Here is a 23,584-nt window from a genome sequence, read left to right on the forward strand (position 1 = left end):
CCGGGTGAGCAGCAACGACACCGACCCGCGCACCGATCCCCGCGACGAGAAGCCGCAGTTCGTCCTCCCCCTGGTGGTGCGCATCGAGAAGGCCGCGCCGCCGTCCCGCACCGACGCCCTGGAGACCGCGGCGCGCGCCGTGCTCCGGCTCCTGACCGACGAGCGGGCGACCGGCGACGGGGAGTGGGCGCGGGCGGTCGCCGACTGGGAGGACGCCCGCATCCGCAAGGTCGTCCGGCGGGCGCGCGGCGCGGAGTGGCGGCGCGCCGGGGAGCTGCCGGGGCTCACCGAGACCGGCGAGGAGGCGGAGGTACGGGTCTTCCCGCCGATCCCGCTGGACGGCTGGCCCAAGGAGCTGGCCAAGCTCCAGGTCTCCGGCACCGACCTCGACGACCCGGCCGCGCCCGGCCCCGTCCCGGACGGCGCCGCCGTGCTGTGGTGCAACCCGGGGCTCGCCATGTCGGCCGGCAAGGCGATGGCGCAGGCCGGGCACGGCGCCCAGCTGCTGTGGTGGGCACTGGACGGCGCCGCCCGCGCGGCCTGGCGGGAGGCCGGCTTCCCGCTCGCCGTCCGCACCGCCGCCGAGGCCGACTGGCCGGCGCTGACCACGAGCGGCCTCCCGGTCGTCCGGGACGCCGGCTTCACGGAGATCGCGCCGGGCAGTGCGACGGTCGTGTCGGCGTTCCCCGGTGTCCTGGAGGCGCCCGGGGCGCCGGTGGCCGGGAACCTCAAATGAAGCTCTGAACCTCCTCCCTCCGGGGTTCGACCGGTGCCGCCGGGGTCATCACGTGGGTGACTGAGGACCGAAGGAGGGGGACATGACGGAACTCGGCATCGGCATCGGCTGGCGTCCCGAGATCGCGGACGCGGTCGGGGAACTGCCCGTCGACTGGGTGGAGGTCGTCGCGGAGAACGTGTGCGCCGGCCATCTGCCCGACGCGCTGACCCGGCTGCGGGCGCGCGGCGTCACGGTCGTCCCGCACGGGGTGTCGCTGGGGCTCGGCGGGGCGGACCGCCCCGACCCGGGGCGGCTGGCCGCGCTCGCGGAGAAGGCGGAGGCGCTGGGGGCGCCGCTCGTCACCGAGCACATCGCCTTCGTCCGGGCCGGCGGGCCGCTGACGGCGACCCCGGCGCTGGAGGCGGGGCACCTGCTGCCGGTCCCGCGCACCCGGGACGCCCTGGACGTGCTCTGCGAGAACGTGCGCATCGCGCAGGAGTCGCTGCCGGTGCCGCTGGCGCTGGAGAACATCGCCGCGCTGTTCTCGTGGCCGGAGGACGAGCTGTCCGAGGGGCGGTTCCTGGCGGAGCTGGTGGAGCGCACGGGGGTGCGGCTCCTCGTCGACGTCGCCAACCTGCACACCAACCACCGCAACCGGGGCGAGGACCCGGCGAAGGCCCTCGCCGAACTGCCGGTGGAGGCCATCGCGTACGTGCACGTGGCCGGCGGCGTCGAACGGGACGGCGTCTGGCACGACACCCACGCCCACCCGGTCCCGGAGCCGGTCCTGGACATCCTCGCCGACCTCGCCGGCCGGATCGCCCCGCCGGGCGTCCTGCTGGAGCGGGACGACCACTTCCCGGCGGCCCCGGAACTCGCCGCCGAACTCGCCGCGATCCGCGGCACGCTGACGGCGGCCCGCCGCACCGCGCGCCCCGCCGTGCCCGCGGCACGGCACGGCGCCGGCGCCGCCGCCCTCCGCGCGGGCCGCCGCCTCGCCACGGGCACCCCGCTGCACATCGGCGCGGGCGCCCGCGTCTCGGGCGGCGCGATGCCGACGGGCCGGACGCCGTCCGGTGCGCCGGCGCCGACGGCCGTCCTGGCCCGGCCCGGGGCGGGATCCGCCGAGGCCGCCGCCGCGCCCGGGGACGGCGGCGAGCGGGTGCGGCAGCGGGTCGGGGTCGGGCAGGCGGCGCTGCTGTCCGCACTGGTCGCGGGGACGCCGGTGCCGGAGGGGTTCGACGTACGGCGGATCGGGGTGCAGAGCCGGGCGCTCGCCGCCAAGCGGGCGTCCGTCGTGGCGCGGATCGCGCCGGAGCTGCCGGAGATCCTCGGCGACGGTTTCCGCCCCGCGTTCCTGGCGTACGCGCGCAGACGGCCCATGCCGGGCAGCTACCGGCGGGACGCGCTCGACTTCGTCGAGGGGCTGCTGCTGGACGGGGAGCGGCCCGAGCGGCGGGAGCTGACCCGCTGGTGGCGGGAGCGGGCCGAGGACCGGCCGCCGGGCCCGGGGTTCGTCGCGCGGGCGGCCCGGCGCGTGTTCGGGGGGCGGTGACCGGCATGGACCTGCTGCTCCTGGCGCTCCACCTGGCCGGCGCCGCCGTGCTCGTCCGGCTGTTCGTGCTGGCCCGCCGTGTGCGGCGCGGTCGCGGCGGACCGCTGCGGGACGTCTACGAGGCCGCGTTCCTCTCCGGCGGCCCGGGCCGCGTCGCCGACACGGTGCTCTCCACGATGCACCTGGACGGCCGGATCCACATCGGCGGCCCGGGGGTCGTCGCGGTCGTCCACCGGATCGCCCACGACCCGGTGGAGCAGGCGGTGCTCGACGTGCACGCGTCCGCCCCGAGCGGGTCCCTGCGGACGCTGCGCCTCGGGGTGATGACGCATCCGACGGTGCAGCGGATCGGCGACGCGCTCGCCGACCGGGGCCTGGTGAACCTGCCGGGTCCGCGGCGCGCCCTGCGGCGCTGGTGCGTCGGCCTGGCCGTGGGAGCCGTCCTGCTGTTCCCGCTCGGGATCGCGGTCACCATCGCCGAGTTCGCCATGGACGGGCCCGGCGTGCCGTTCGTCGCGAAGATCCTGCCGCTCTTCTTCGTCTGCTTCGTCACGGCGCTGATCTGCGGCACCGGCTACACCCGCCAGGCCAGCGCGGCGGGGCTCGCCGCGCTCGCCGCCTTCCGGGGCGCGTACGGGTACGGGGGGCCGAACAACGTCGCCCTCGGCGGCATCCCTGCGCTGCACGACCGGGAGCTGTGGGAGCGGCTGCGGGCCGCTGCCCGGCCCGACCGCCCGGTCCGCGGGAGCCGGGGCCGTACGGGATCGCGGTACTCCTCCGACACGACCGCCGCCACGGCGGTGGTGGTGTGGTGCGCGGGCGCGGCGACGGGCGGCGACGGCTGGGGCGCGGACTCCGGGCCGGGCGACTCGCCCTGGACGTCCTCGTCGTCGTCCTGCGGCTCGTCCTCGTCGTCGTGCGGCTCGTCCTCGTCGTCCTGCGGTTCGTCCTCGTCGTCCTCGTGCGGGGGCGGCGGGGGTTCGTCCTGCGGCGGGGGCGGAGGAGGCGGCGGAGGCTGAGCCGGCGCCGTGAGAAGTCTCAGGGGCTCTCAGGCGGAGAGAAGGGACGCCGGTGCGGCGCGCTCGCGCGCGCCGCACCCGGTGCCGGACCCGGTGTCGCTGGAGCGGCCGGCCATGGCGTGGCGGCCGTCTGATCTTCCGGGTCGAGGGGCGAACGCCCCGGCGCGGGGCCGGGACGCCACCAGGTCGTGGGGTGGCCGTCAGGCCAGGCCCGCCACCAGGTCCGCGACGCTCTTGCGGCGGCCGGTGAAGAAGGGGACCTCCTCGCGGACATGCATCCGCGCCTCGGAGCCGCGCAGGTGGCGCATGAGGTCGACGATGCGGTGCAGCTCGTCGGCCTCGAAGGCGAGCAGCCACTCGTAGTCGCCGAGCGAGAAGGAGGCGACCGTGTTGGCGCGGACGTCCGGGTAGCCGCGGGCCATCTTGCCGTGGTCGGCGAGCATCCGGCGGCGGTCCTCGTCCGGCAGCAGGTACCAGTCGTAGGAGCGGACGAAGGGGTAGACCGAGACGTAGTCGCGCGGGGTCTCGTCGGCGAGGAACGCCGGGATGTGCGACTTGTTGAACTCGGCGGGGCGGTGCAGCGCCATGTTCGACCAGACCGGCTCCAGGGCGCGCCCCAGCTTGGTCCGGCGGAAGAGGTTGTACGCCGTCTGGAGCTCGTCGCTCGTCTCGGCGTGCCACCAGATCATGACGTCGGCGTCGGCGCGCAGACCGGAGAGGTCGTACGTGCCGCGAACGGTGACGTCCTCCGCCGCCAGCTTGTCGAAGAGCTCCTGGACCTCGTCGGCGTAGCCGGCTCGGTCGGCGGGCAGGACGTCGCGCAGCTTGAAGACGGACCACAGGGTGTAGCGGATGACCTCGTTGAGGTCCTTCGCCTTCTTACCGGCGTTCGGGATCTTTTCGGGCGCACTCATACGCCTATTCTCGCCCGTCACGAGGAGTGCCCCGCACCGGGGTGCCCCGTTTCCGGCGTGGCGATGATCTCGTCGGCGAGGGCGTCGGCCGCGCGGTGCGCCGAGGCGACGCAGGCGGGGATGCCGACGCCGTCGTACGCGGCCCCGGCGAGGCGGAGTCCGGGCAGTCCGGCGAGGGCGGTGCGGGCGCGGGCGACGCGGTCCAGGTGCCCGACGGGGTACTGCGGCAGGCCGCCGGTCCAGCGGGTGACGGTGGTGGCGACGGGGCGGGCGGCGAGCCCGGTGGCGGCGCCGAGGTCCTTCAGGGAGGCGGCGACCAGGTCCTCGTCGTCGCGGTGCAGCCAGGTCTCCTCGCCGTGCCGGCCGACGGAGGTGCGGAGCACGAAGAGGTCGGGGGCGGCCTCGCCGACCCAGCGCCACTTCTGGCTGGAGAAGGTGGACGCCTTGATGGTGTGCCCGTCGACGGGCGGCACGAGGAAGCCGGAGCCGGGCAGTTCCGGCAGGTCTTCGCGGCGGAAGGCGAGCGTCACCAGGGCCATGGAGGCGTACGCGATCGCGTCGAGGAGCGCGGCGGCCTCGGGGGCGTGCGCGGCGAGGAGCCGGGCGGCGGCGGGCGCGGGGGCGGCGAGGACGACGGCGTCCGCGTCGAGGGTCCGCTCCGGGGTGACGACCCGCCAGCCGGTCCCGGCGCGGTGCAGCGCGGTCGCGGGGGTGCCGGTGAGGATGGTGCCGCCGGCGGCGCGGACGGCGTCGGCGACGGCGCCGGGGAGGGTGCCGACGCCGCCGTCGAGGCCGGCGAAGGCGGAGCCGCCGAGGCCGGTGGCGGCGCCCGCGGCGTCGGCGGGGACGGCGGCGCCGGCGGCCTGGACGGCGCGGACGGCGGCGGTGAGGGTGGGGTGGCGGCGGGCGGCCTCGAAGAGGGCGGGGACGGCGGCCCGCATCGAGATGCGGTAGGCGTCACCGGCGTAGACGCCGCCGAGGAGGGGTTCGACGAGCCGGTCGACGACCTCGCGGCCCATGCGCTCGGCGACGTACGCGCCGATGGCGGTGTCGTCGCCGAGGTCGGTGGGCGGCAGCTCCAGGTCCCGGCCGATCCGCTCCAGGGCCTCCGCGGAGAGCAGCCCCGCGACGGCCCCGGCGTCGCCGGGGACGCCCATGACGTGGCCCTTGGGCATGGGGACGAGCCGGCCGCGGGACCAGACGGATGCGGTGGTGGTGGCGGGGGCCTGGAGGCGGTCGCCGAGGCCCACGGCCTCGGCGAGGGCGACGGCCTCGGGGCGGCGGGCCAGCAGCGACTCGGCGCCGAGGTCCACGGGGGCGCCGGCGATCTCGCCCGCGAGCAGCTTGCCGCCGAGCCGTCCGCCGGCCTCGAGGAGGGTCACGCGCGCTCCGGCGGCGAGGAGCCGGCGGGCGGCGGCGAGGCCGGTGATGCCGCCGCCGACGACGACGGCGTGAGGTCCGGCGTGGGGTCCCGTGGTGTCCGCGTTCATGGGACCACTCTCTCAAATCGCCCCTCCGGCCCCGTTCCGAGGCCGGAACGTGACCGCATCGCTACCGGCGATCCCGAACCCGCGGCGGACGCCGCACGTCCTAGGGACATCCATTCCGGCGACCCTGGGGGGCTCGGTGCGCAGAGACGTCCGTACGAGAAGACCGACGAGAACGACGGGAACGACGGGAACGGGAGCCAGGGCGGCCGCGGCGCTGCTGCTCGCCGTCTCGCTGGCGCTGACGGCGGGCTGCGCCGGCGGGACGTCGGGCGCGGACGGCGAGGCGAAGGGGGCCGCGGCGGCCGGCGAGGTCGACCGCGGGCCGGACGGGACCACGGGCGGCTCCGGCGGCGCGGCGGCGGACGGGAAGGCGAACGGGAAGCCGGCCGCGGCCCGGCCGGCGGCGCAGCACCTGATCCGCACGGCCTCGCTGTCGGTGGAGGTCGAGCGGGTCGCGGAGGCCGCCGACCGGGCGCGGGCGGTGGTGGCGGCGGCGGGCGGCCGGGTGGAGTCGGAGTCCACCGAGCGCGTCGACGAGCGGTACGCCCACTCCACGCTCGTGCTGCGGGTGCCGCAGGACCGCTACGACCGGGTCCTCGCCGACCTGGCCGGCACCGGACGGCTGCTGTCCCGCGAGGCGAAGGCGGAGGACGTCACCGACCAGGTCGTGGACGTGGAGAGCCGGATCGCCACCCAGCGGGCGAGCGTGGCCCGGGTGCGGGGGCTGATGGACAGGGCCGAGCGGCTGGCGGACGTGGTCACGCTGGAGGGCGAGCTGAGCCGGCGGCAGGCGGAGCTGGAGGCGCTGCTGGCGCGGCAGAAGTCGCTGGAGGACCGGACCTCGCTGGCGACGATCACCCTCGCCCTCAGCGAGGAGGAGCGGGTCACCGTCGAGGACGAGCGGACCGGCGACGACCGCCCGGCCGTCGGCGACGCCCTGGCGGGCGGCTGGAACGCGCTGGTCGCCGTCGTCGCGTGGACGCTGGTGGTGCTCGCCGCGCTCGCGCCGTGGCTGGTGGTCGCGGTGGCGGCGTACGCGGTGTGGCGGTGGGGCGTCCGCCCGCGCCGCCGGGCCCGCGCCGCCGCCCCGGAGCCTGCGCCGGTGCCCGCGCCCGCCGCCGTACCGGCCCGGCCGGAGGCGGCGGCGGAACCGGCCGGAGAAGGACCGGACGGGGCGGGTTCGGCGCCGTAGCGTGGGCGCATGAGCGAACGACTGGTGGTCATCGGGGGCGACGCGGCGGGCATGTCCGCCGCGTCGCAGGCGCGCAGGCTCAAGGGGCCGGAGGAACTGGAGATCACGGCCTTCGAACGGGGCCGGTTCTCGTCGTACTCGGCCTGCGGGATCCCGTACTGGGTCGGCGGGGACGTCTCGGGGCGCGGGGAGCTGATCGCCCGCTCCCCCGAGGAGCACCGGGAGCGCGGGATCGACCTGCGGACCCGGACCGAGGTGACGGAGATCGACCTCGCCGGACAGCGGGTTCTGGCCAGGGACCTGGAGTCGGGTACGGAGGCGTGGACGGGCTTCGACAAGCTGGTGATCGCGACCGGCGCGCGCCCGGCCCGCCCGCCGCTGCCGGGGATCGACGCGCCGGGCGTGCACGGGGTGCAGACCCTGGAGGACGGGCAGGCGCTGCTGGACGCGCTCGCGGCTGCGGAGGGGCGGCGGGCGGTCGTCGTCGGCGCCGGGTACATCGGTGTGGAGATGGCCGAGGCGCTGCTGAACCGGGGCTACGAGGTGACGGTCCTGAACCGGGGCGAGCAGCCGATGGCGACGCTCGACCCGGACATGGGGCGGCTGGTGCACACGGCGATGGACGGCCTGGGGATCCGGACGGTCGGTTCGGCGGCGGTGACGAAGATCCTCACCGGTGACGACGGCCGGGTCCGGGCGGTGGCGACGGAGTCGGACGAGTATCCGGCGGACGTGGTGGTGCTCGGAACGGGCGTGGTGCCGGAGACGTCGCTGGCGGAGGCGGCGGGGCTGCCGCTCGGGGCGCACGGCGGGCTGCTGACCGACCTGGCGATGCGGGTGCGGGGGCAGGAGAACGTGTGGGCGGGCGGGGACTGCGTGGAGGTCCTCGACCTGGTGTCGGGCCGGGAGCGGCACGTGCCGCTGGGCACCCACGCGAACAAGCAGGGCCAGGTGATCGGCTCGAACGTCGGCGGCGGCTACGCGACCTTCCCGGGGGTGGTGGGGACGGCGGTGTCGAAGGTCTGCGACCTGGAGATCGCGCGCACCGGGCTGCGGGAGAAGGACGCGCGGGCGGTGGGGCTGCGGTACGTGACGGCGACGGTGGAGTCGACGAGCCGGGCCGGCTACTACCCGGGGGCGGCGCCGATGACGGTGAAGATGCTGGCCGAGCGGCGCACCGGGCGGCTGCTCGGGGTGCAGATCGTGGGCCGGGAGGGCGCGGCGAAGCGGGTGGACGTGGCGGCGGTGGCGCTGACGGCCCGGATGACGGTGGAGGAGATGACGGCGCTCGACCTGGGGTACGCGCCGCCGTTCTCGCCGGTGTGGGATCCGGTGCTGGTCGCGGCGCGGAAGGCGGTGGCGGCGGTGCGGGCGGCCGGATGACCCGGGCGCGCGGCGTCACGCACGGGTGACGCGGTCGCGGCCCGGGCCCCGGAGCCGGCGTCCGTCACCGGCGGGCACGGGCGGCCCGCCGGTCGGCCGCGCGGGCCGGCCGGCCGTCGCCGCCCGCCGCGCGGGCGGTCCGCCTCAGCGGGCCGTCCGCGTGTGCACGTACTCGACCAGGCGCGTCAGGGCGTCCGGGTCCATGGCCGGCATGACGCCGTGGCCCAGGTTGAAGACGTGGCCCTCCAGGTCCTTCGCGGCGGCCAGCACCTCGTCGGTCTTGGCCTCGACGACGTCGGTGGACGCGAAGAGGACGGCCGGGTCGAGGTTGCCCTGGAGCGCCTTGCCGGGGCCGACGCGGCGGGCGGCCTCGTCGAGCGGGACGCGCCAGTCGACGCCGACGACGTCCGCGCCGGCCTCGCCCATGAGGCCCAGCAGCTCGCCGGTGCCGACGCCGAAGTGGATGCGGGGGACGCCGTACCCGGCGACCGCGTCGAAGACCTTCGCGGAGGCGGGCATGACCGAGCGGCGGTAGTCGGCGGGGGCGAGCGCGCCGACCCAGGAGTCGAAGAGCTGGATCGCGGAGGCGCCGGCCTCGATCTGCACCTTCAGGAAGGCGGAGGTGATCCCGGCGAGGCGGTCGAGCAGGTCGGCCCAGAGCTGCGGGTCGCCGTACATGAGCGCCTTGGTGTGCTCGTGGCTGCGGGAGGGGCCGCCCTCGACGAGGTAGCTCGCGAGGGTGAAGGGCGCGCCGGCGAAGCCGATCAGCGGGGTGTCGCCCAGCTCCTCGGTGAGCATGCCGATGGCCTCGGTGACGTACCGGACGTCGTCGGGGGTGAGGTCGCGCAGCCGGTCGAGGTCGGCGCGGGTGCGGATCGGCTCGGCGACGACGGGGCCCACGCCGGGCTTGATGTCGAGGTCGACGCCGATGGCCTTGAGCGGGACGACGATGTCGCTGAAGAAGATGGCGGCGTCGACCTGGTGCCGGCGGACGGGCTGGAGCGTGATCTCCTTGACCAGCTCGGGCCGCATGCAGGACTCCAGCATGGGGATGCCCTCGCGGACCTTCAGGTACTCGGGGAGCGAGCGGCCCGCCTGACGCATGAACCAGACCGGGGTGTGCGGCACGGGCTCGCGCCGGCACGCCTTGAGGAACGCGGAGTCGTACGTCCGCGACTGCTGCTTCGTCTGCTGGCCCGTCGGGCTGTCCATGGCACTCACGCCCAAATCTTCGCATGTGGCCGGAAGCCGCTCGTGCCGGGCGGGTGTCCCTCCCCGCATGGCGGCCCCGTTCCGCCTACTCTTCCCCGCATGGCTGCGGCTCAGGGACATTTTTCCGATCATTCCGACGGCATTCGAGGGACGGGCGACAAGGCGGACAGTACGGCGGGGACCCCGGTGCCGGCGGCGTTCCGGAGGGCGGTGGACGCCCTGCGGACGGCCCGGCTGCGGTCCGAGATGGAGGTCGAGCCGACCCGCCCGCCGCAGCGGCTCGCGCCGTACGCGTACGCGGTGGAGGCGGCGGTCGTCGACGGCGAGGAGGACCTCGCGGACGGGCGGCTGGTGCTGCTGCACGACCCGGCGGGCCACGAGGCGTGGAAGGGCACCTTCCGGCTGGTGACGCTGGTGCGGGCGGAGCTGGAGCCGGAGATGGCGGCGGACCCGCTGCTGCCCGAGGTGTGCTGGTCGTGGCTGACCGGGGCGCTGGACGCGCGCGGTCTGGCGTACGGGGAGGCGGGCGGGACGGTGACCATGGCCGGCTCGCACTACTTCGGGGGGCTCGCGGAGCGCCGGCCGGCCACCCAGATCGAGATCCGGGCGTCGTGGACGCCGCGGGAGGGCCTGGGCGGGGTGCCGGACACGGCGGCGCACCTGGCGGCCTGGTCGGACCTGCTGTGCCAGATCGCCGGCCTGCCGCCCGCCCCGGCCGACCCGCCGGGGCCGACCGGGGCGACGGGTCCGGCGGGGACGGTGTCGGGGGCGGGGGTCGTCTCGCTGCCGCAGCGCCGGGGTCCGCAGGGGGCCTGAGCGGTCCGGGCGGGGGTGCGCCGGGGGCCCTTCGGGGCCCCTTCTCGCGTTCGTACAAGGGTCCCCCGTGGGGGTGAGAGAACGGGCGCCGCTCGTAGGATGATCGATCGCGCGTCCGAATTGCCCCAATTGTTACTCACTAAATCGTGATCTTTCCCTAAAGGCGGGCGGCCCTGCTGCCGAAGGATTCCTTGACCCCTTCAGAGCACGGGTTCGCCCCCGGCTTCTTCCCCGAGCCGGCTCCGTCCCGCCCCTTCCCCCCAGGAGGCCGAGTGTCCGTTCTGCTCGAGCAGCCCGCTAGCCTGGTCGCCTACCGCCCGAACAAGCCGACCGCCATGGTCGTCGTGGCCGACCCGCGCGTCCGCTCCACCGTCACCCGCCACCTGTGGGCGCTCGGCGTACGCGACGTGATCGAGGCGTCGTCCATCGCGGAGGCCCGTCCCCGTGTCGGCAACCCGCGCGACATCTGCGTGGCCGACGTCCACCTTCCCGACGGCAGCGGCCTCACCCTGCTGTCCGAGACCCGCGCCGCCGGCTGGCCCAACGGCCTCGCCCTCTCGGCCGCCGACGACATCGGCGCGGTCCGCAACGCGCTCGCCGGCGGCGTGAAGGGTTACGTCGTCACCGGCACGCGCACCAACATCGGCCACCCGACCCGCCCCGGCGCCGCGCCCATCGGCGCCGCGGCGGCCCGGCTCGGCCACCGCCGCCCCCCGGGTGCCCCGAGCCACCCGGGCGGCTACCGCGAGCTCTCCGGCCGCGAGGTCGAGGTGCTCCGCCTGGTCGCCGAGGGCCAGTCCAACAAGGCCATCGGCGTCTCCATGGGCCTCTCCGCCCTCACCGTGAAGAGCCACCTCGCCCGGATCGCCCGCAAGCTGGGCACCGGCGACCGGGCCGGCATGGTCGCCGTGGCCCTGCGGACCGGGATCATCCACTGACCCGGGCATGACGGAGACCCGGCGCCTGCCGACGGAACGTTCCGTCGGCAGGCGCTTGCCGTCGGCGGATACCCTTGACAGGTGACCGACGCCCAAGAGACCGCAGCAGACACCGCACTGCGCACCACCGGGGGCGGCCCCCCGGACGACGACGTCCCTGCGAATGGGCTTCCGATCCCGTTGCTGGAGCCCCGGGAGGGCATCCCGCCGGTCGTCGCGAGCGAGGACGCCCTCGCCGACGTGATCGCCGCCTTCGCCGCCGGCCGCGGGCCGGTCGCCGTCGACGCCGAGCGCGCCTCCGGCTACCGCTACGGCCAGCGCGCCTACCTCGTCCAGCTCCGCCGCGAGGGCGCCGGGACCGCGCTCATCGACCCGGTCGGCTGCCCCGACCTCTCCGCCCTCGGCACCGCCCTCGACGGCGCCGAGTGGATCCTGCACGCGGCCACCCAGGACCTCCCCTGCCTCCGCGACATAGGCATGCGCCCCTCCTCCCTCTTCGACACCGAGCTGGCCGGCCGGCTCGCCGGCTTCCCGCGCGTCGGCCTCGGCGCGATGGTCGAGTCCGTCCTCGGCTACGCCCTGGAGAAGGGACACTCGGCGGTCGACTGGTCCACCCGCCCGCTCCCCGAGCCCTGGCTGCGCTACGCGGCCCTCGACGTCGAGCTGCTGATCGACCTGCGCGACGCGCTGGAGAAGGAGCTGGACCGGCAGGGGAAGCTCGACTGGGCCCGCGAGGAGTTCGAGGCCATCGCCGCCGCCCCGCCCGCCCCGCCGCGCAAGGACCCCTGGCGCCGCACCTCCGGTATGCACAAGGTGCGCCGCCGCCGTCAGATGGCGGTCGTCCGCGAGCTGTGGACGGCCCGCGACCGGGTCGCCCAGCGCCGCGACGTCTCCCCCGGCAAGGTGCTGAGCGACGCGGCGATCGTCGAGGCGGCGCTGGCCGTCCCGGTGAACGTCGCCGCGCTCACCGCGCTGCCCGGCTTCGGCCACCGGATGGGCCGGCGCCAGCTGGAGCAGTGGCAGGCGGCCGTGGACCGGGCCCGCGCCCTCCCGGAGAACGAGCTCCCGCAGCCGGGCGCCCAGATCGCCGGCCCGCCCCCGCCGCGCGCCTGGGCCGACAAGGACCCGGCCGCCGCCGCCCGCCTCGCCGCCGCCCGGGCCGGTGTCACGGCCCTCGCCGAGGAGCTGCACCTCCCGCAGGAGAACCTGATCACCCCGGATACCGTCCGCCGCATCTGCTGGGAGCCCCCGGCCCCGGTCACCCCGGACACGGTCGCCGCCGCCCTCACCGCGTACGGCGCCCGCGCCTGGCAGGTGGGCCTGGTCACCCCCCTCCTGACCGAAGCCCTGACGGCCCGGGCCTGAACCGGTGACCCGACCCGTACCGAAGCCCTCGGCGCCTTGGCGGCGCCGGGGGCTTCGGCGTGTCCGCGGTGTGACCTTCGCCGCTTGGGCCTCAGGGGGTGGGCAGCTTGGTTACCCACAAGTAGCATGGGGGAAGCAAGCGCACGCTTAGTGGTGCGCCGCAGCAGTGCCGTCCCGCACCTGGAGGAGAGCCATCGTGCCTCGTACCGTCAGGGACGTCGTCTTCGTCGACGGCGTCCGCACCCCGTTCGGCAAGGCGGGCCCGAAGGGCATCTACCACGAGACCCGCGCCGACGACCTCGTCGTGAAGGCCATCCGGGAGCTGCTGCGCCGCAACCCGGCCCTCGACCCGGCGAAGATCGACGAGGTCGCGATCGCCGCGACGACCCAGATCGGCGACCAGGGCCTCACCCTCGGCCGGACCGCCGGCATCCTGGCCGGGCTGCCGCAGTCGGTGCCCGGCTACTCCATCGACCGCATGTGCGCCGGTGCGCTGACCGCCGTCACCTCCGTCGCCGGCTCCATCGCCTTCGGCGCGTACGACGCCGTCATCGCCGGCGGTGTCGAGCACATGGGCCGCCACCCCATGGGCGAGGGCGTCGACCCGAACCCGCGGTTCGTCAGCGAGAAGCTGGTCGACGAGTCCGCCCTCTTCATGGGCATGACCGCCGAGAACCTGCACGACCGCTACCCGCACATCACCAAGCGCCGCGCCGACGAGTACGCGGTGCGCTCGCAGGAGAAGGCCGCCAAGGCGTACGCCGACGGCAAGATCCAGCAGGACCTGGTGCCGATCTCGGTGCGCCGCACCGACGCCTCCACCGGCGAGACCGGCTGGGGCCTGGTCACCGCCGACGAGCCGATGCGCCCGGGCACCACCCTGGAGTCGCTGGAGGGCCTGAAGACGCCGTTCCGCGTCCACGGCAACGTCACCGCGGGCAACGCGGCCGGCCTGAACGACGGCGCCACCGCCTCGATCATCGCCTCCGAGGAGTTCGCCCGCGAGAACGGCCTCCCGGTCAAGATGCGCCTCGTCTCGTACGCCTTCGCCGGCGTCGAGCCGGAGGTCATGGGCTACGGCCCGATCCCGGCCACCGAGAAGGCCCTGGCCAAGGCCGGTCTGACGATCGGCGACATCGACCTCTTCGAGATCAACGAGGCGTTCGCCGTCCAGGTCCTCGCCTTCCTCGACCACTACGGCATCGCCGACGACGACGCCCGCGTCAACCAGTACGGCGGCGCCATCGCGTTCGGCCACCCGCTGGCCTCCTCCGGCGTCCGCCTGATGACGCAGCTGGCCCGCCAGTTCGAGGAGCAGCCCGAGGTCCGCTACGGCCTCACCACCATGTGCGTCGGCTTCGGCATGGGCGCGACGGTCATCTGGGAGAACCCCCACTGGGAGGGCAAGTGAGCACCACCGCCGAGCTTCTGAAGGGCGCCGCCGCGCTCTTCCCGGACGAGGTCGTCACCCAGGCCCACGTACGGCACTTCGAACTCCCGGCGAACGCCGGCCGGTTCGCGCTGATCACGCTGGACAACGGCTTCGACCACACCAAGCCGACCACCTTCGGCCCGCAGTCGCTGGCCAACCTGAACGCGGCGATCGACCAGGTCGAGGCCGAGGCCGCGAACGGTGAGATCGCCGGCGTCGGCATCACCGGCAAGCCGTTCATCTTCGCCGTCGGCGCCGACCTCAAGGGCGTCGAGCTGCTGAAGCAGCACGACGAGGCGCTCGCCATCGGCAAGGGCGGCCACGACGTCTTCAAGCGCCTCTCCGCGCTCGCCGTGCCGACCTTCGCGTACTACAACGGCGCGGCCATGGGCGGCGGCGTCGAGGTCGGCCTGCACTGCACCTACCGCACCGTGTCGAAGGCCCTCCCGGCCTTCTCGCTCCCCGAGGTCTTCCTCGGCCTGGTGCCCGGCTGGGGCGGCTGCGCGATCCTCCCGAACCTGATCGGCGCCGAGAAGGCCGTCCAGGTCATCATCGAGAACTCGCTGAACCAGAACCGCCAGCTCAAGGGCAAGCAGGTCTTCGAGCTCGGCATCGCCGACGCGATCTTCGAGGGCGCCGACTTCCTGGAGCGGTCGCTCGTCTGGACCGCCGACGTCCTCAACGGCACCGTCACCGTCGAGCGCCCGGAGATCGACCGGGGCGAGGGCTGGGACGCCGCGGTCGCCAAGGGCCGCGCGATCGCCGACTCCAAGGTGCACGGCGCCGCCCCGGCCGCCTACCGCGCCCTCGACATCATCGAGGCCGCCAAGGACGGCGACCTGCAGAAGGGCTTCGACGCCGAGGACCAGGCCCTCGCTGACCTGATCATGGGCGGCGAGCTCCGCTCCGGCATCTACGCCTTCAACCTGGTGCAGAAGCGCGGCAAGCGCCCCGCCGGCGCCCCGGACAAGAACCTGGCCCGCCCGGTCACCAAGGTCGGCGTCGTCGGCGCCGGTCTGATGGCCTCCCAGCTGGCCCTGCTCTTCCTGCGCCGCCTGGAGGTGCCGGTCGTCCTGACCGACATCGACCAGGAGCGCGTCGACAAGGGCGTGGGCTACGTCCACGGCGAGATCGAGAAGCTGCTCGGCAAGGGCCGGATCAACCAGGACAAGGCCAACCGCCTCAAGGGCCTGGTCTCCGGCGTCCTCGACAAGGCCGAGGGCTTCGCGGACGCGGACTTCATCATCGAGGCCGTGTTCGAGGAGATGTCCGTCAAGCAGAAGGTGTTCGCGGAGGTCGAGGCGGTCGCCCCGGCGCACGCGATCCTCGCCACCAACACCTCCTCGCTGTCGGTCTCCGAGATGGCCTCGAAGCTCCAGCACCCGGAGCGCGTGGTCGGCTTCCACTTCTTCAACCCGGTCGCCGTCCTGCCGCTGCTGGAGATCGTCAAGGGCGAGCGGACCGACGACGCCTCCCTCGCCACCGCCTTCGGCGTGGCGAAGAAGCTGAAGAAGACCGCGGTCCTCACCAAGGACGCCCCGGCGTTCGTCGTGAACCGCATCCTCACCCGCTTCATGGGCGAGATCCAGAACGTCATCGACGAGGGCACCCCCGTCGAGACGGCGGAGAAGGCGGTCGAGCCGCTCGGCCTGCCGATGTCCCCGCTGGTCCTCCTGGAGCTCGTGGGCCCGGCCATCGGCCTGCACGTCTCCGAGACCCTGAACCGCGCCTTCCCGGACCGCTTCACGGTCTCCCCCAACCTGAAGGCGGTCGTCGAGGCCGGCAAGCGCGGCTTCTACGTCTACAAGCCGGAGAACGGCTTCAAGCCGGAGCTCGACCCCGAGGTCGCCGCGCTGCTGAAGCAGGGCGACACCGTCCTCACCGAGCAGCAGGTCCGCGACCGCGTCCTCGACGCGGTGGCGCAGGAGATCGGCATCATGCTGGAGGAGGGTGTCGTCGCCGAGGCGCAGGACATCGACCTCTGCCTGATCACCGGTGCCGGCTGGCCCTTCCACCTGGGCGGCATCACGCCGTACCTGGACCGCGAGGGCGTCTCCGAACGCGTCAACGGCAAGCGGTTCCTCCCGCAGGGCGTGGCGAGCGTCCCCGCGTGACCCGTGTGAGCCCGTGAGAAGGGGCCGGTGGCAGTCGCCACCGGCCCCTTCTTCCGTACCGAAGCTCTACAGCCGCGTCCAGGGCGCCAGCGCCAGGCCCGGCTCCGCCTTCTGCCGGGTGACGACCACCCCGCCGTCGGCGGCCAGCGCCGCCACCGCCGCCGCGCCGCCGGCGTCGGCCGTCAGGGTCGGCGGGCCGAGCACGGGCGGGCCGGACGGGGTCCAGTGCAGGCCGGTGTCCTCCTGCTCCGTGAGGTACGCCGCCAGCGCCGCGCCGCCCTTCTCGTCGCACTGGGAGAGCAGGGTGCAGTCGTAGCCGTCGATCACGCAGCGCCCGGCGTTCAGCGGGCCGTCGCCGATCGCGTCGGCGAACGGGGTCGGCTCCAGGCCGCGGCCCGGGGACCAGGCCCGGATCTTCCCCTCGCCGTCGGCGTAGAAGAGCGTCACGTGCCCGGAGGCGCCGGTGACCGCGGCGAGGGTGCCCTGGACGACCGGGGTGGCGAGCAGCGGCTCCAGGACGGGCTTGGCGCCCTGCTCCTTCTGCACGTACCGCAGCAGCCCGCGGTCGGTGGCCGTGTACAGCTCGACGAGGCCGTCGCCGTTCACCGCGGCCACCGGATTCCGGTCGGTACGGCCGCCCTTCAGGTCCCACCAGGGGTGCCAGCCGCCGGCGTCCTTCTGGACCCGGGCGCTGACGCCGCCGCCGCGGTTGCGGACGAAGACGTGGAGGCGGCCCTTGGCGTCCACCGCGACGGCCGGGTTGCCGTACCACTCGGCCTTGCCGTTGGCGTTGCCGACGGACTTCCACTCGACGTTGGGGCGGCCGGTCTGGAACTGGACGCTGTGCACCAGCTCGACGTGGTCCTCGCCGGCCTCCGCGCCGGTGTCGGTGGGCCGCAGGCCGATCAGGTGCACATAGCGGTCGGGGCCCTGCGCGGCGGCCAGGAAGGGCAGCAGACCGCCGCCGCCGAGGTTCTCGGGGCCGGTGAACCGGCCGTCGGCGCCCTCGGTCCAGCGGACCACCTCGCCGTCCCGGGGGACGTACACGCTGAAGCGTCCTTCGGCGCCCCGGGCCAGCCAGCCGCCGTGCATTCTGGGCGCGCGCGGGGAGCCGTGGGAGGGGTCTGCGGGGGCCTGGGGTCGGTTCACCATGGGGGGATCCAGCGCTCCGGGTCGAGTGGGGTCGGGTTCCCACCGACTGTATCGGCCCGGCCCGGCCGCCCACCGCGCGCCCGCTGGTAGTCGGCCGGTGCTGCGGCGCGTACGGGGCTAGTACAGGGCGTCCTTGCCCTGCCGGCCCAACCGGCTGTGTCCGCGCCCGTACAGGAAGTACACGACGACGCCGATCGCCATCCAGACCGCGAAGCGGAACCAGGTCTCGCCCGGCAGGTTGAGCATCAGCCAGAGCGAGGCGGCGATGGACACGATCGGCAGCACCGGCACCCACGGGGTGCGGAAGGCGCGGGGCAGGTCGGGGCGGGTGCGGCGGAGCACCATGACGCCGACGGCGACGATCACGAAGGCGAAGAGGGTGCCGATGTTCACCAGGGTGGCGAGTTCGTTGATGCTGGTGAAGCCGGCCACGACGGCGATGACCACGCCGAGCAGGATGGTCGGGCGGTACGGGGTCTTGAAGCGCGGGTGCGTCTTGGAGAAGAAGCGGGGCAGCAGCCCGTCGCGGCTCATCGCGAAGAAGACGCGGGTCTGGCCGAGCAGCAGAATCAGACAGACCGTGGTGAGGCCGACGGCGGCGCCGAAGCTGATCACGCCCGCGTAGAAGGGATGGCCGGCGGCTTTGAAGGCGTCGGCGAGCGGGGCGCTGACGGACAGTTCGGTGTAGTGCTGCATGCCGGTGACGACCAGGGCGACGGCCACGTACAGCACCGTGCAGATGAGGAGCGAGCCGAGGATGCCGCGGGGCATGTCGCGCTGCGGCAGCTTGGTCTCCTCGGCGGCGGTGGCGACCACGTCGAAGCCGATGAAGGCGAAGAAGACGATGGAGGCGGCCGTGAAGATGCCCATGACGCCGAAGTTGGTGGGCTCGTACCCGAACAGCAGCTGGACCAGCGGGGAGTCCCAGTTGGAGCCGCCGCCCTCCGGGGTCACGGCCGGCGGGATGAACGGCTTGTAGTTGTCGCCGACGATGAAGAACAGGCCCGCGACGATCACGATCATGACGACGGTGACCTTGATCGCCACGACGACGGCGGTGATCCGGGCGGACAGCTTCATGCCCAGCACGAGGATCACGGTGAGCACCAGGACCAGCAGGAAGGCCAGGATGTCGAAGGTGCCCCCGGGCGCGTCCGGGCCCTCCAGCGCGGCCGGTAGGTGCCAGCCGATGTTGTCCATCAGCGAGCGCACGTAGCCGGACCAGCCGACCGCCACCACCGCCGTGCCGAGCGCGAACTCCAGGACCAGGTCCCAGCCGATGATCCAGGCCGGCAGCTCGCCGATGGAGGCGTACGCGAAGGTGTACGCCGATCCGGCGACCGGCACCGTCGAGGCGAACTCGGCGTAGCAGAGGGCGGCCAGGGCGCAGACGATGCCGGCCGCGACGAAGGCGAGCGCGGTGGCGGGTCCGGCGTTCTCCTTGGCGACCTTGCCGGTGAGGACGAAGATGCCGGTGCCGATGATCACACCGACGCCGAAGACTGTGAGGTCCCAGGCGGACAGGGACTTGCGGAGCGCGTGCTCCGGTTCCTCGGTGTCCCGGATGGACTGCTCGACCGTCTTGGTCCGGAACATTCCGGAGTCGGCCCGTGGGGGGCGCTGGTCCGTGCTCACCGTCGTACCTCCGCGTCGTCGCTGACGTCGGGTCTCTCGTGGCCCCGCGGCCGGGGTCGGGGGGACGCTGCCCGCGGTGAAGCCAGGATGCACGCGAAAGGGCCGGTCGGCACCCGGGAGGGTGAGCCGACCGGCCCAATCGTCACGTGGAGTGACGGGTCCGCCGGGGCGGGGGTCAGTCGCGGGCGGGCTCCACGGCCTGCTCGCGGGCCTCGTACCGTCCGTCGAGACGCGAGACCAGTCCGGTGACCTGGCGCGCGATGTCGGGGGCGGTCAGTCCGATCTCGGCCATGACCTCGCCGCGGGAGGCGTGGTCGAGGAAGACCGGCGGGATGCCGAAGTCACGCAGCGGCACGTCGACGCCCGCGTCGCGGAGCGCCTGGGCGACGGCCGAGCCGACGCCGCCGACGCGGCTGTTGTCCTCGACGGTGACGACGACACGGTGGTCGGCGGCGAGCGGGGCCAGGGCCTCGTCGACCGGCTTGACCCAGCGGGGGTCGACCACGGTGGTGGAGATGCCCTGCCGGTCGAGGAGACCGGCGATCTCCAGGCACATCGGGGCGAGCGCGCCGACCGAGACGAGCAGGACGTCGGGCCGGTCGGTGCCGGCCTCGCGGAGCACGTCCATGCCGCCGACCCGGCGCAGGGCGGGGACGGCGGGGCCGACGGCGCCCTTGGAGAAGCGGACCACGGTGGGCGCGTCGGTGACCTCGACGGCCTCGCGGAGCTGGGCGCGGACCTGGTCGGCGTCGCGCGGGGCGGCGAGCCGCAGGCCGGGCACGACCTGGAGGATCGACATGTCCCACATGCCGTTGTGGGAGGCGCCGTCGGTGCCGGTGACGCCGGCCCGGTCGAGGACGAAGGTGACGCCGCACTTGTGCAGGGCCACGTCCATGAGGACCTGGTCGAAGGCGCGGTTGAGGAAGGTCGCGTAGACCGCGAAGACCGGGTGGAGGCCGCCGGTGGCGAGGCCGGCGGCGGAGACCGCGCCGTGCTGCTCGGCGATGCCGACGTCGAAGACGCGCTCCGGGAACTCCTTGGCGAAGCGGTCCAGGCCGACCGGCTGGAGCATGGCGGCGGTGATCGCCACGATGTCCTCGCGCTCCTTGCCGAGCGCGACCATCTCCTCGCCGAAGACGCTCGTCCAGTCGGCGCCCGAGGTGGAGATGGGGAGGCCGGTGTCGGGGTGGATCTTGCCGACGGCGTGGAAGCGGTCGGCCTCGTCCTGGAGGGCGGGCTGGTAGCCGCGGCCCTTCTCGGTGAGGCAGTGGACGATGACCGGGCCGCCGAACCGCTTGGCGCGGGTGAGCGCGGACTCCAGGGCCTCGATGTCGTGGCCGTCGATGGGGCCGACGTACTTCAGGCCCAGGTCCTCGAACATGCCCTGGGGGGCGATGAAGTCCTTGAGGCCCTTCTTGGCGCCGTGCAGGGTCTCGTACAGCGGCTTCCCGACGACCGGGGTGCGCTCCAGGATGTCCTTGCCGCGGGCGAGGAAGCGCTCGTAGCCGTCGGTGGTGCGCAGGGTGGCCAGGTGGTTGGCGAGGCCGCCGATGGTGGGCGCGTAGGAGCGCTCGTTGTCGTTGACGACGATGACGAGCGGGCGGTCCTTGGCGGCGGCGATGTTGTTCAGCGCCTCCCAGGCCATGCCGCCGGTGAGGGCGCCGTCGCCGATGACGGCGACCACGTGGTCGTCCTTCTTCAGCAGCTGGTTCGCCTTGGCGAGGCCGTCGGCCCAGCCGAGGACGGTCGAGGCGTGCGAGTTCTCGATCACGTCGTGCTCGGACTCGGCCTGCGAGGGGTAGCCGGAGAGGCCGCCCTTCATCTTGAGCTTCGAGAAGTCCTGGCGGCCGGTGAGCAGCTTGTGCACGTAGCTCTGGTGGCCGGTGTCCCAGAGGACCTTGTCCTTCGGGGAGTCGAAGACGCGGTGCAGGGCGATGGTCAGTTCGACCACGCCGAGGTTGGGGCCGAGGTGTCCACCGGTCTTGGAGACGGCGTCGACGAGGAAGGTCCGGACCTCCGCGGCCAGCTGGTCCAGCTGTTCCGGGGAGAGCCGGTCCAGGTCGCGCGGTGTCCTGATACGGGTCAGCAGGGCCACCCGTGCCTCCTTGCGTTCTGAGCTGGTCGAGCTTGCCGATTTTGCCGAGTCTAATGTTCCGTCTTGGATCGTGGGCATCGGGCCGGGCGCAGCGGCGTCACCCGGACGGGGGATGTACGGCCCCCGTCACTGCTCCGGACGCGGCGGTGCCCGGCACCGGTTCTCCGGTGCCGGGCGAATGTGGCGCGTGCCTCACGCCCCCGTCGGGGCCGGGGGTCAGGCCCGTCCCGCGGACTTCTGGGTCTTGCGGGAGACCGAGTCGATGATCACGGCGATGAGCAGCACCGCGCCGGTGATCATGTACTGGATGGCGTTGGACTCCAGGTTGAGCTGGTTGAGGCCCTGGACGATCGACTGGAGCACCAGGATGCCCAGGAGCGCCGACCAGACCTTGCCCCGGCCGCCGAAGAGCGACGTGCCGCCGATGACGGCCGCGGCGATGCACATCATGAGCTGGTTGCCGCCGCCGAGGGAGCGGTCGGCGCCGCCGGTGGCGGAGGCGAGGAAGAGGCCGCCGATGGCGCCCAGGGTGCCGGAGATCATGAAGACCGAGATGCGGATCCAGGCGACGTTGATGCCGGCCCGGCGGGCCGCCTCGATGCCGCCGCCGACCGCGAAGACCTGCCGGCCGTAGGTGGTGCGGCGGAGCACGAAGTCGGTGACGATCAGGATCACCAGGAAGATCACCAGGGAGAGCGGCAGGCCCTTCTCCTGGTTGAAGCCGTACGCGGCGACCAGCACGAGGGCCGCGAGGACGCCGGTGCGCAGCAGGATCTCGCTGTGCGGGCGGTGCGGCAGCTCGGCGGCCCTGCGGCGGCGGGAGTCGCGCAGCTGGGCGAGGTAGAAGGCGGCGACCACGACGGCGGCGAGGCCGTAGGCGGCGGCGATGTCGGAGAAGTAGTACTTGGTGAGGTCGCCGACGAAGCTGCCGATGGGGGTGGGGATGGTGGACCGCTCGCCCATGACCCAGGTCTGGAGGCCGGCCCAGCCGAGGAACCCGGCCAGGGTGACGACGAAGGCGGGGACGCCGATCTTGGCGAAGACCAGGCCGTGGAAGGCGCCGAGGAGGGTGCCGGAGAGGATGCCGAGGAGGATCGCGAGGGAGTCCGGCATGTCGGTGGCAAGGACGCCCCAGACGGCGCCCGCGAGACCGGCGACGGAGCCGACGGCGAGGTCGATCTCGCCGAGCAGCAGCACGAAGACGATGCCGACGGCCATGATGCCGGGGCCGGCCGCGTACAGCGTGATCTGGTCGAGGTTGTACGAGGTGATGAAGTTGCCGGTCAGCGCCTGGAAGACGATGCCGATGACGAGGAGGCCGATGACGACCGGGAGGGAGCCGATCTCGCCGGAGCGGATCTTGCGCTTGAACTCCTCGACGTAGCCCTTGAAGCCCTGCTCGCGGACGAGGAGGCGGGGGTCGACGGCGGGGATCGCGGCGGCGGCCGGGGCCTCGGTGGCGGCGCCGTCGCCGGAGCCGGTGCGCGGCTCGGGGACGGGCGCCTGGTCGGTCGCCTCGGGGGTCGTGCTCACTGGGCTACCTCCGCGGTACGGGCCTGCCGGCGGGTGACGGCGTTGTCGGTGGCGCCGGTGATCGCGGCGATGATCTCTTCGTGGGTGGTGGTGGCGACCGGGAAGGTGCCGTTGTTGCGGCCGAGGCGCAGGACGGCGACGGTGTCGGCGACCGCCTTCACGTCGGCCATGTTGTGGCTGATGAGGATGACGCCGAGGCCCTGCTCGCGCAGCCGCTCGACCAGGTCGAGGACCTGGGCGGTCTGCTCGACGCCGAGGGCGGCGGTGGGCTCGTCCAGGATCACGATCTTGGGGTCGCCGACCAGGGCGCGGGCGATGGCGACGACCTGCCGCTGGCCGCCGGAGAGGGCGGCGACGGGGATGCGGACGCTGGGGATGCGGATGGAGAGGGTGGACAGGAGGTCCTTGGCGCGCTTCTCCATGGCGACCTCGTCGAGAACGCCGCCCTTCTTCAGCTCGCGGCCGAGGAAGAGGTTGGCGACGACGTCGAGGTTGTCGCAGAGGGCGAGGTCCTGGTAGACGGTGGCCACGCCGAGGGCCTGCGAGTCCTGCGGGCGGGAGATCTGGACCGGGCGGCCCTCCCACTCGATGGTGCCCTCGTCGATGGGGTGGACGCCGGCGATCGTCTTGACCAGGGTGGACTTTCCGGCGCCGTTGTCGCCGACCAGGGCGACGACTTCGCCGGCGTGGACTTCGAGGTCGACACCGGAGAGGACCTGGACCGCTCCGAATCGCTTGAAGATCCCGCGCAACGCCAGGACAGGCGTCTGGGACACGTGAACCATCTCCTTCGCCGCCCGTGCGGAGGGCGGCGGCATGTCGCGCCGTGCGGCGCCGAGTTCGAGGGGGGCTGTGCTCGTCCGGCCCCGGCGACAGCGGGGTCTGGGTCGGCCGGGGCCGGACGGGTCGGGGCGGAACCGCGGCTCGGGGCGGGCGGGTTCCGCGTCCCGCCGGGTCTGACGCGCCGGCGGGCGGGGGCGGGCGGCGCGCGGACGGAAGCCGGAGCGCGGGCCCGAGGGGC

General features: G+C 74.1%; 18 protein-coding genes. 10 read left to right on the forward strand and 8 right to left on the reverse strand.

What is annotated here, in order from left to right; genetic code table 11:
* Window positions 1-4: 4 nt before the first annotated feature.
* The 3 genes from ACFVQZ_RS11165 (at window position 5) to ACFVQZ_RS11175 (ending at window position 3,292) form a co-directional block, all read left to right on the forward strand.
* On the forward strand, window positions 5-736 hold the full coding sequence (locus ACFVQZ_RS11165) for a peptidyl-tRNA hydrolase (RefSeq protein ID WP_383621168.1): 732 nt from the start codon (window positions 5-7) through the stop codon (window positions 734-736).
* A gap of 82 nt (window positions 737-818) precedes the next feature.
* The gene (locus ACFVQZ_RS11170; RefSeq protein ID WP_383621170.1) at window positions 819-2,273 is read left to right on the forward strand and encodes a DUF692 domain-containing protein; all 1,455 of its coding nucleotides are present in this window, start codon (window positions 819-821) and stop codon (window positions 2,271-2,273) included.
* Between the two features lie 5 nt (window positions 2,274-2,278).
* A complete protein-coding gene (locus ACFVQZ_RS11175) occupies window positions 2,279-3,292 on the forward strand; it encodes a TIGR04222 domain-containing membrane protein (RefSeq protein ID WP_036414656.1) in 1,014 nt (337 codons plus the stop codon).
* A gap of 200 nt (window positions 3,293-3,492) precedes the next feature.
* On the opposite strand, the gene hemQ is transcribed toward ACFVQZ_RS11175, so the two are convergent.
* Together hemQ and hemG are read right to left on the reverse strand one after the other, a co-directional pair.
* Window positions 3,493-4,206 carry a hydrogen peroxide-dependent heme synthase gene (gene hemQ / locus ACFVQZ_RS11180; RefSeq protein WP_030494613.1) on the reverse strand — a complete coding sequence of 238 codons (714 nt, stop codon included), beginning with the start codon at window positions 4,204-4,206 and terminating at the stop codon, window positions 3,493-3,495.
* Window positions 4,207-4,223: 17 nt separating this feature from the next.
* The gene (hemG, locus tag ACFVQZ_RS11185) at window positions 4,224-5,696 is read right to left on the reverse strand and encodes a protoporphyrinogen oxidase (RefSeq protein WP_383621173.1); all 1,473 of its coding nucleotides are present in this window, start codon (window positions 5,694-5,696) and stop codon (window positions 4,224-4,226) included.
* A 136-nt stretch (window positions 5,697-5,832) separates the two neighbouring features.
* Between hemG and ACFVQZ_RS11190 the strand changes: the two genes are divergently transcribed.
* Window positions 5,833-6,888 carry a DUF4349 domain-containing protein gene (locus tag ACFVQZ_RS11190; protein WP_383621175.1) on the forward strand — a complete coding sequence of 352 codons (1,056 nt, stop codon included), beginning with the start codon at window positions 5,833-5,835 and terminating at the stop codon, window positions 6,886-6,888.
* Window positions 6,889-6,897: 9 nt separating this feature from the next.
* A complete protein-coding gene (locus tag ACFVQZ_RS11195) occupies window positions 6,898-8,271 on the forward strand; it encodes an FAD-dependent oxidoreductase (protein ID WP_030494616.1) in 1,374 nt (457 codons plus the stop codon).
* Between the two features lie 144 nt (window positions 8,272-8,415).
* On the opposite strand, the gene hemE is transcribed toward ACFVQZ_RS11195, so the two are convergent.
* Window positions 8,416-9,492, reverse strand: a complete 1,077-nt coding sequence (gene hemE / locus ACFVQZ_RS11200) for a uroporphyrinogen decarboxylase (RefSeq protein WP_383621178.1) — start codon at window positions 9,490-9,492, stop codon at window positions 8,416-8,418.
* A gap of 90 nt (window positions 9,493-9,582) precedes the next feature.
* Here hemE and ACFVQZ_RS11205 point away from each other — a divergent pair, with 90 nt between their 5' ends.
* The 5 genes from ACFVQZ_RS11205 (at window position 9,583) to ACFVQZ_RS11225 (ending at window position 16,148) form a co-directional block, all read left to right on the forward strand.
* Window positions 9,583-10,299, forward strand: a complete 717-nt coding sequence (locus ACFVQZ_RS11205; protein ID WP_383621180.1) for a DUF3000 domain-containing protein — start codon at window positions 9,583-9,585, stop codon at window positions 10,297-10,299.
* 272 nt (window positions 10,300-10,571) lie between these two features.
* The gene (locus ACFVQZ_RS11210) at window positions 10,572-11,237 is read left to right on the forward strand and encodes a response regulator transcription factor (protein WP_015037008.1); all 666 of its coding nucleotides are present in this window, start codon (window positions 10,572-10,574) and stop codon (window positions 11,235-11,237) included.
* Window positions 11,238-11,318: 81 nt separating this feature from the next.
* Complete coding sequence (locus ACFVQZ_RS11215) at window positions 11,319-12,602, forward strand: ribonuclease D (protein ID WP_030494619.1); 1,284 nt, start codon at window positions 11,319-11,321, stop codon at window positions 12,600-12,602.
* Window positions 12,603-12,798: 196 nt separating this feature from the next.
* A complete protein-coding gene (locus tag ACFVQZ_RS11220) occupies window positions 12,799-14,013 on the forward strand; it encodes an acetyl-CoA C-acyltransferase (protein WP_030494620.1) in 1,215 nt (404 codons plus the stop codon).
* Window positions 14,010-16,148, forward strand: a complete 2,139-nt coding sequence (locus ACFVQZ_RS11225; protein ID WP_030494621.1) for a 3-hydroxyacyl-CoA dehydrogenase NAD-binding domain-containing protein — start codon at window positions 14,010-14,012, stop codon at window positions 16,146-16,148. Before ACFVQZ_RS11220 ends, ACFVQZ_RS11225 begins: the two co-directional genes overlap by 4 nt.
* A 66-nt stretch (window positions 16,149-16,214) precedes the next feature.
* On the opposite strand, the gene ACFVQZ_RS11230 is transcribed toward ACFVQZ_RS11225, so the two are convergent.
* From ACFVQZ_RS11230 to ACFVQZ_RS11250, 5 genes are all read right to left on the reverse strand, one after another.
* On the reverse strand, window positions 16,215-17,300 hold the full coding sequence (locus ACFVQZ_RS11230) for a hypothetical protein (RefSeq protein ID WP_051787778.1): 1,086 nt from the start codon (window positions 17,298-17,300) through the stop codon (window positions 16,215-16,217).
* Window positions 17,301-17,417: 117 nt separating this feature from the next.
* Complete coding sequence (locus ACFVQZ_RS11235) at window positions 17,418-18,896, reverse strand: amino acid permease (protein WP_036414662.1); 1,479 nt, start codon at window positions 18,894-18,896, stop codon at window positions 17,418-17,420.
* Between the two features lie 214 nt (window positions 18,897-19,110).
* Entirely contained in the window at window positions 19,111-21,030 is a 1,920-nt protein-coding gene (dxs, locus tag ACFVQZ_RS11240; protein WP_030494624.1) for a 1-deoxy-D-xylulose-5-phosphate synthase, read from the reverse strand.
* A 216-nt stretch (window positions 21,031-21,246) separates the two neighbouring features.
* Window positions 21,247-22,563, reverse strand: a complete 1,317-nt coding sequence (locus tag ACFVQZ_RS11245) for a sugar ABC transporter permease (RefSeq protein ID WP_383621183.1) — start codon at window positions 22,561-22,563, stop codon at window positions 21,247-21,249.
* Window positions 22,560-23,348, reverse strand: a complete 789-nt coding sequence (locus ACFVQZ_RS11250; protein WP_383621185.1) for an ATP-binding cassette domain-containing protein — start codon at window positions 23,346-23,348, stop codon at window positions 22,560-22,562. Before ACFVQZ_RS11250 ends, ACFVQZ_RS11245 begins: the two co-directional genes overlap by 4 nt.
* Window positions 23,349-23,584: the final 236 nt, after the last annotated feature.

It is taken from the genome of Streptomyces sp. NPDC057854, from assembly GCF_042797055.1.
GTDB lineage: Bacteria > Actinomycetota > Actinomycetes > Streptomycetales > Streptomycetaceae > Streptomyces.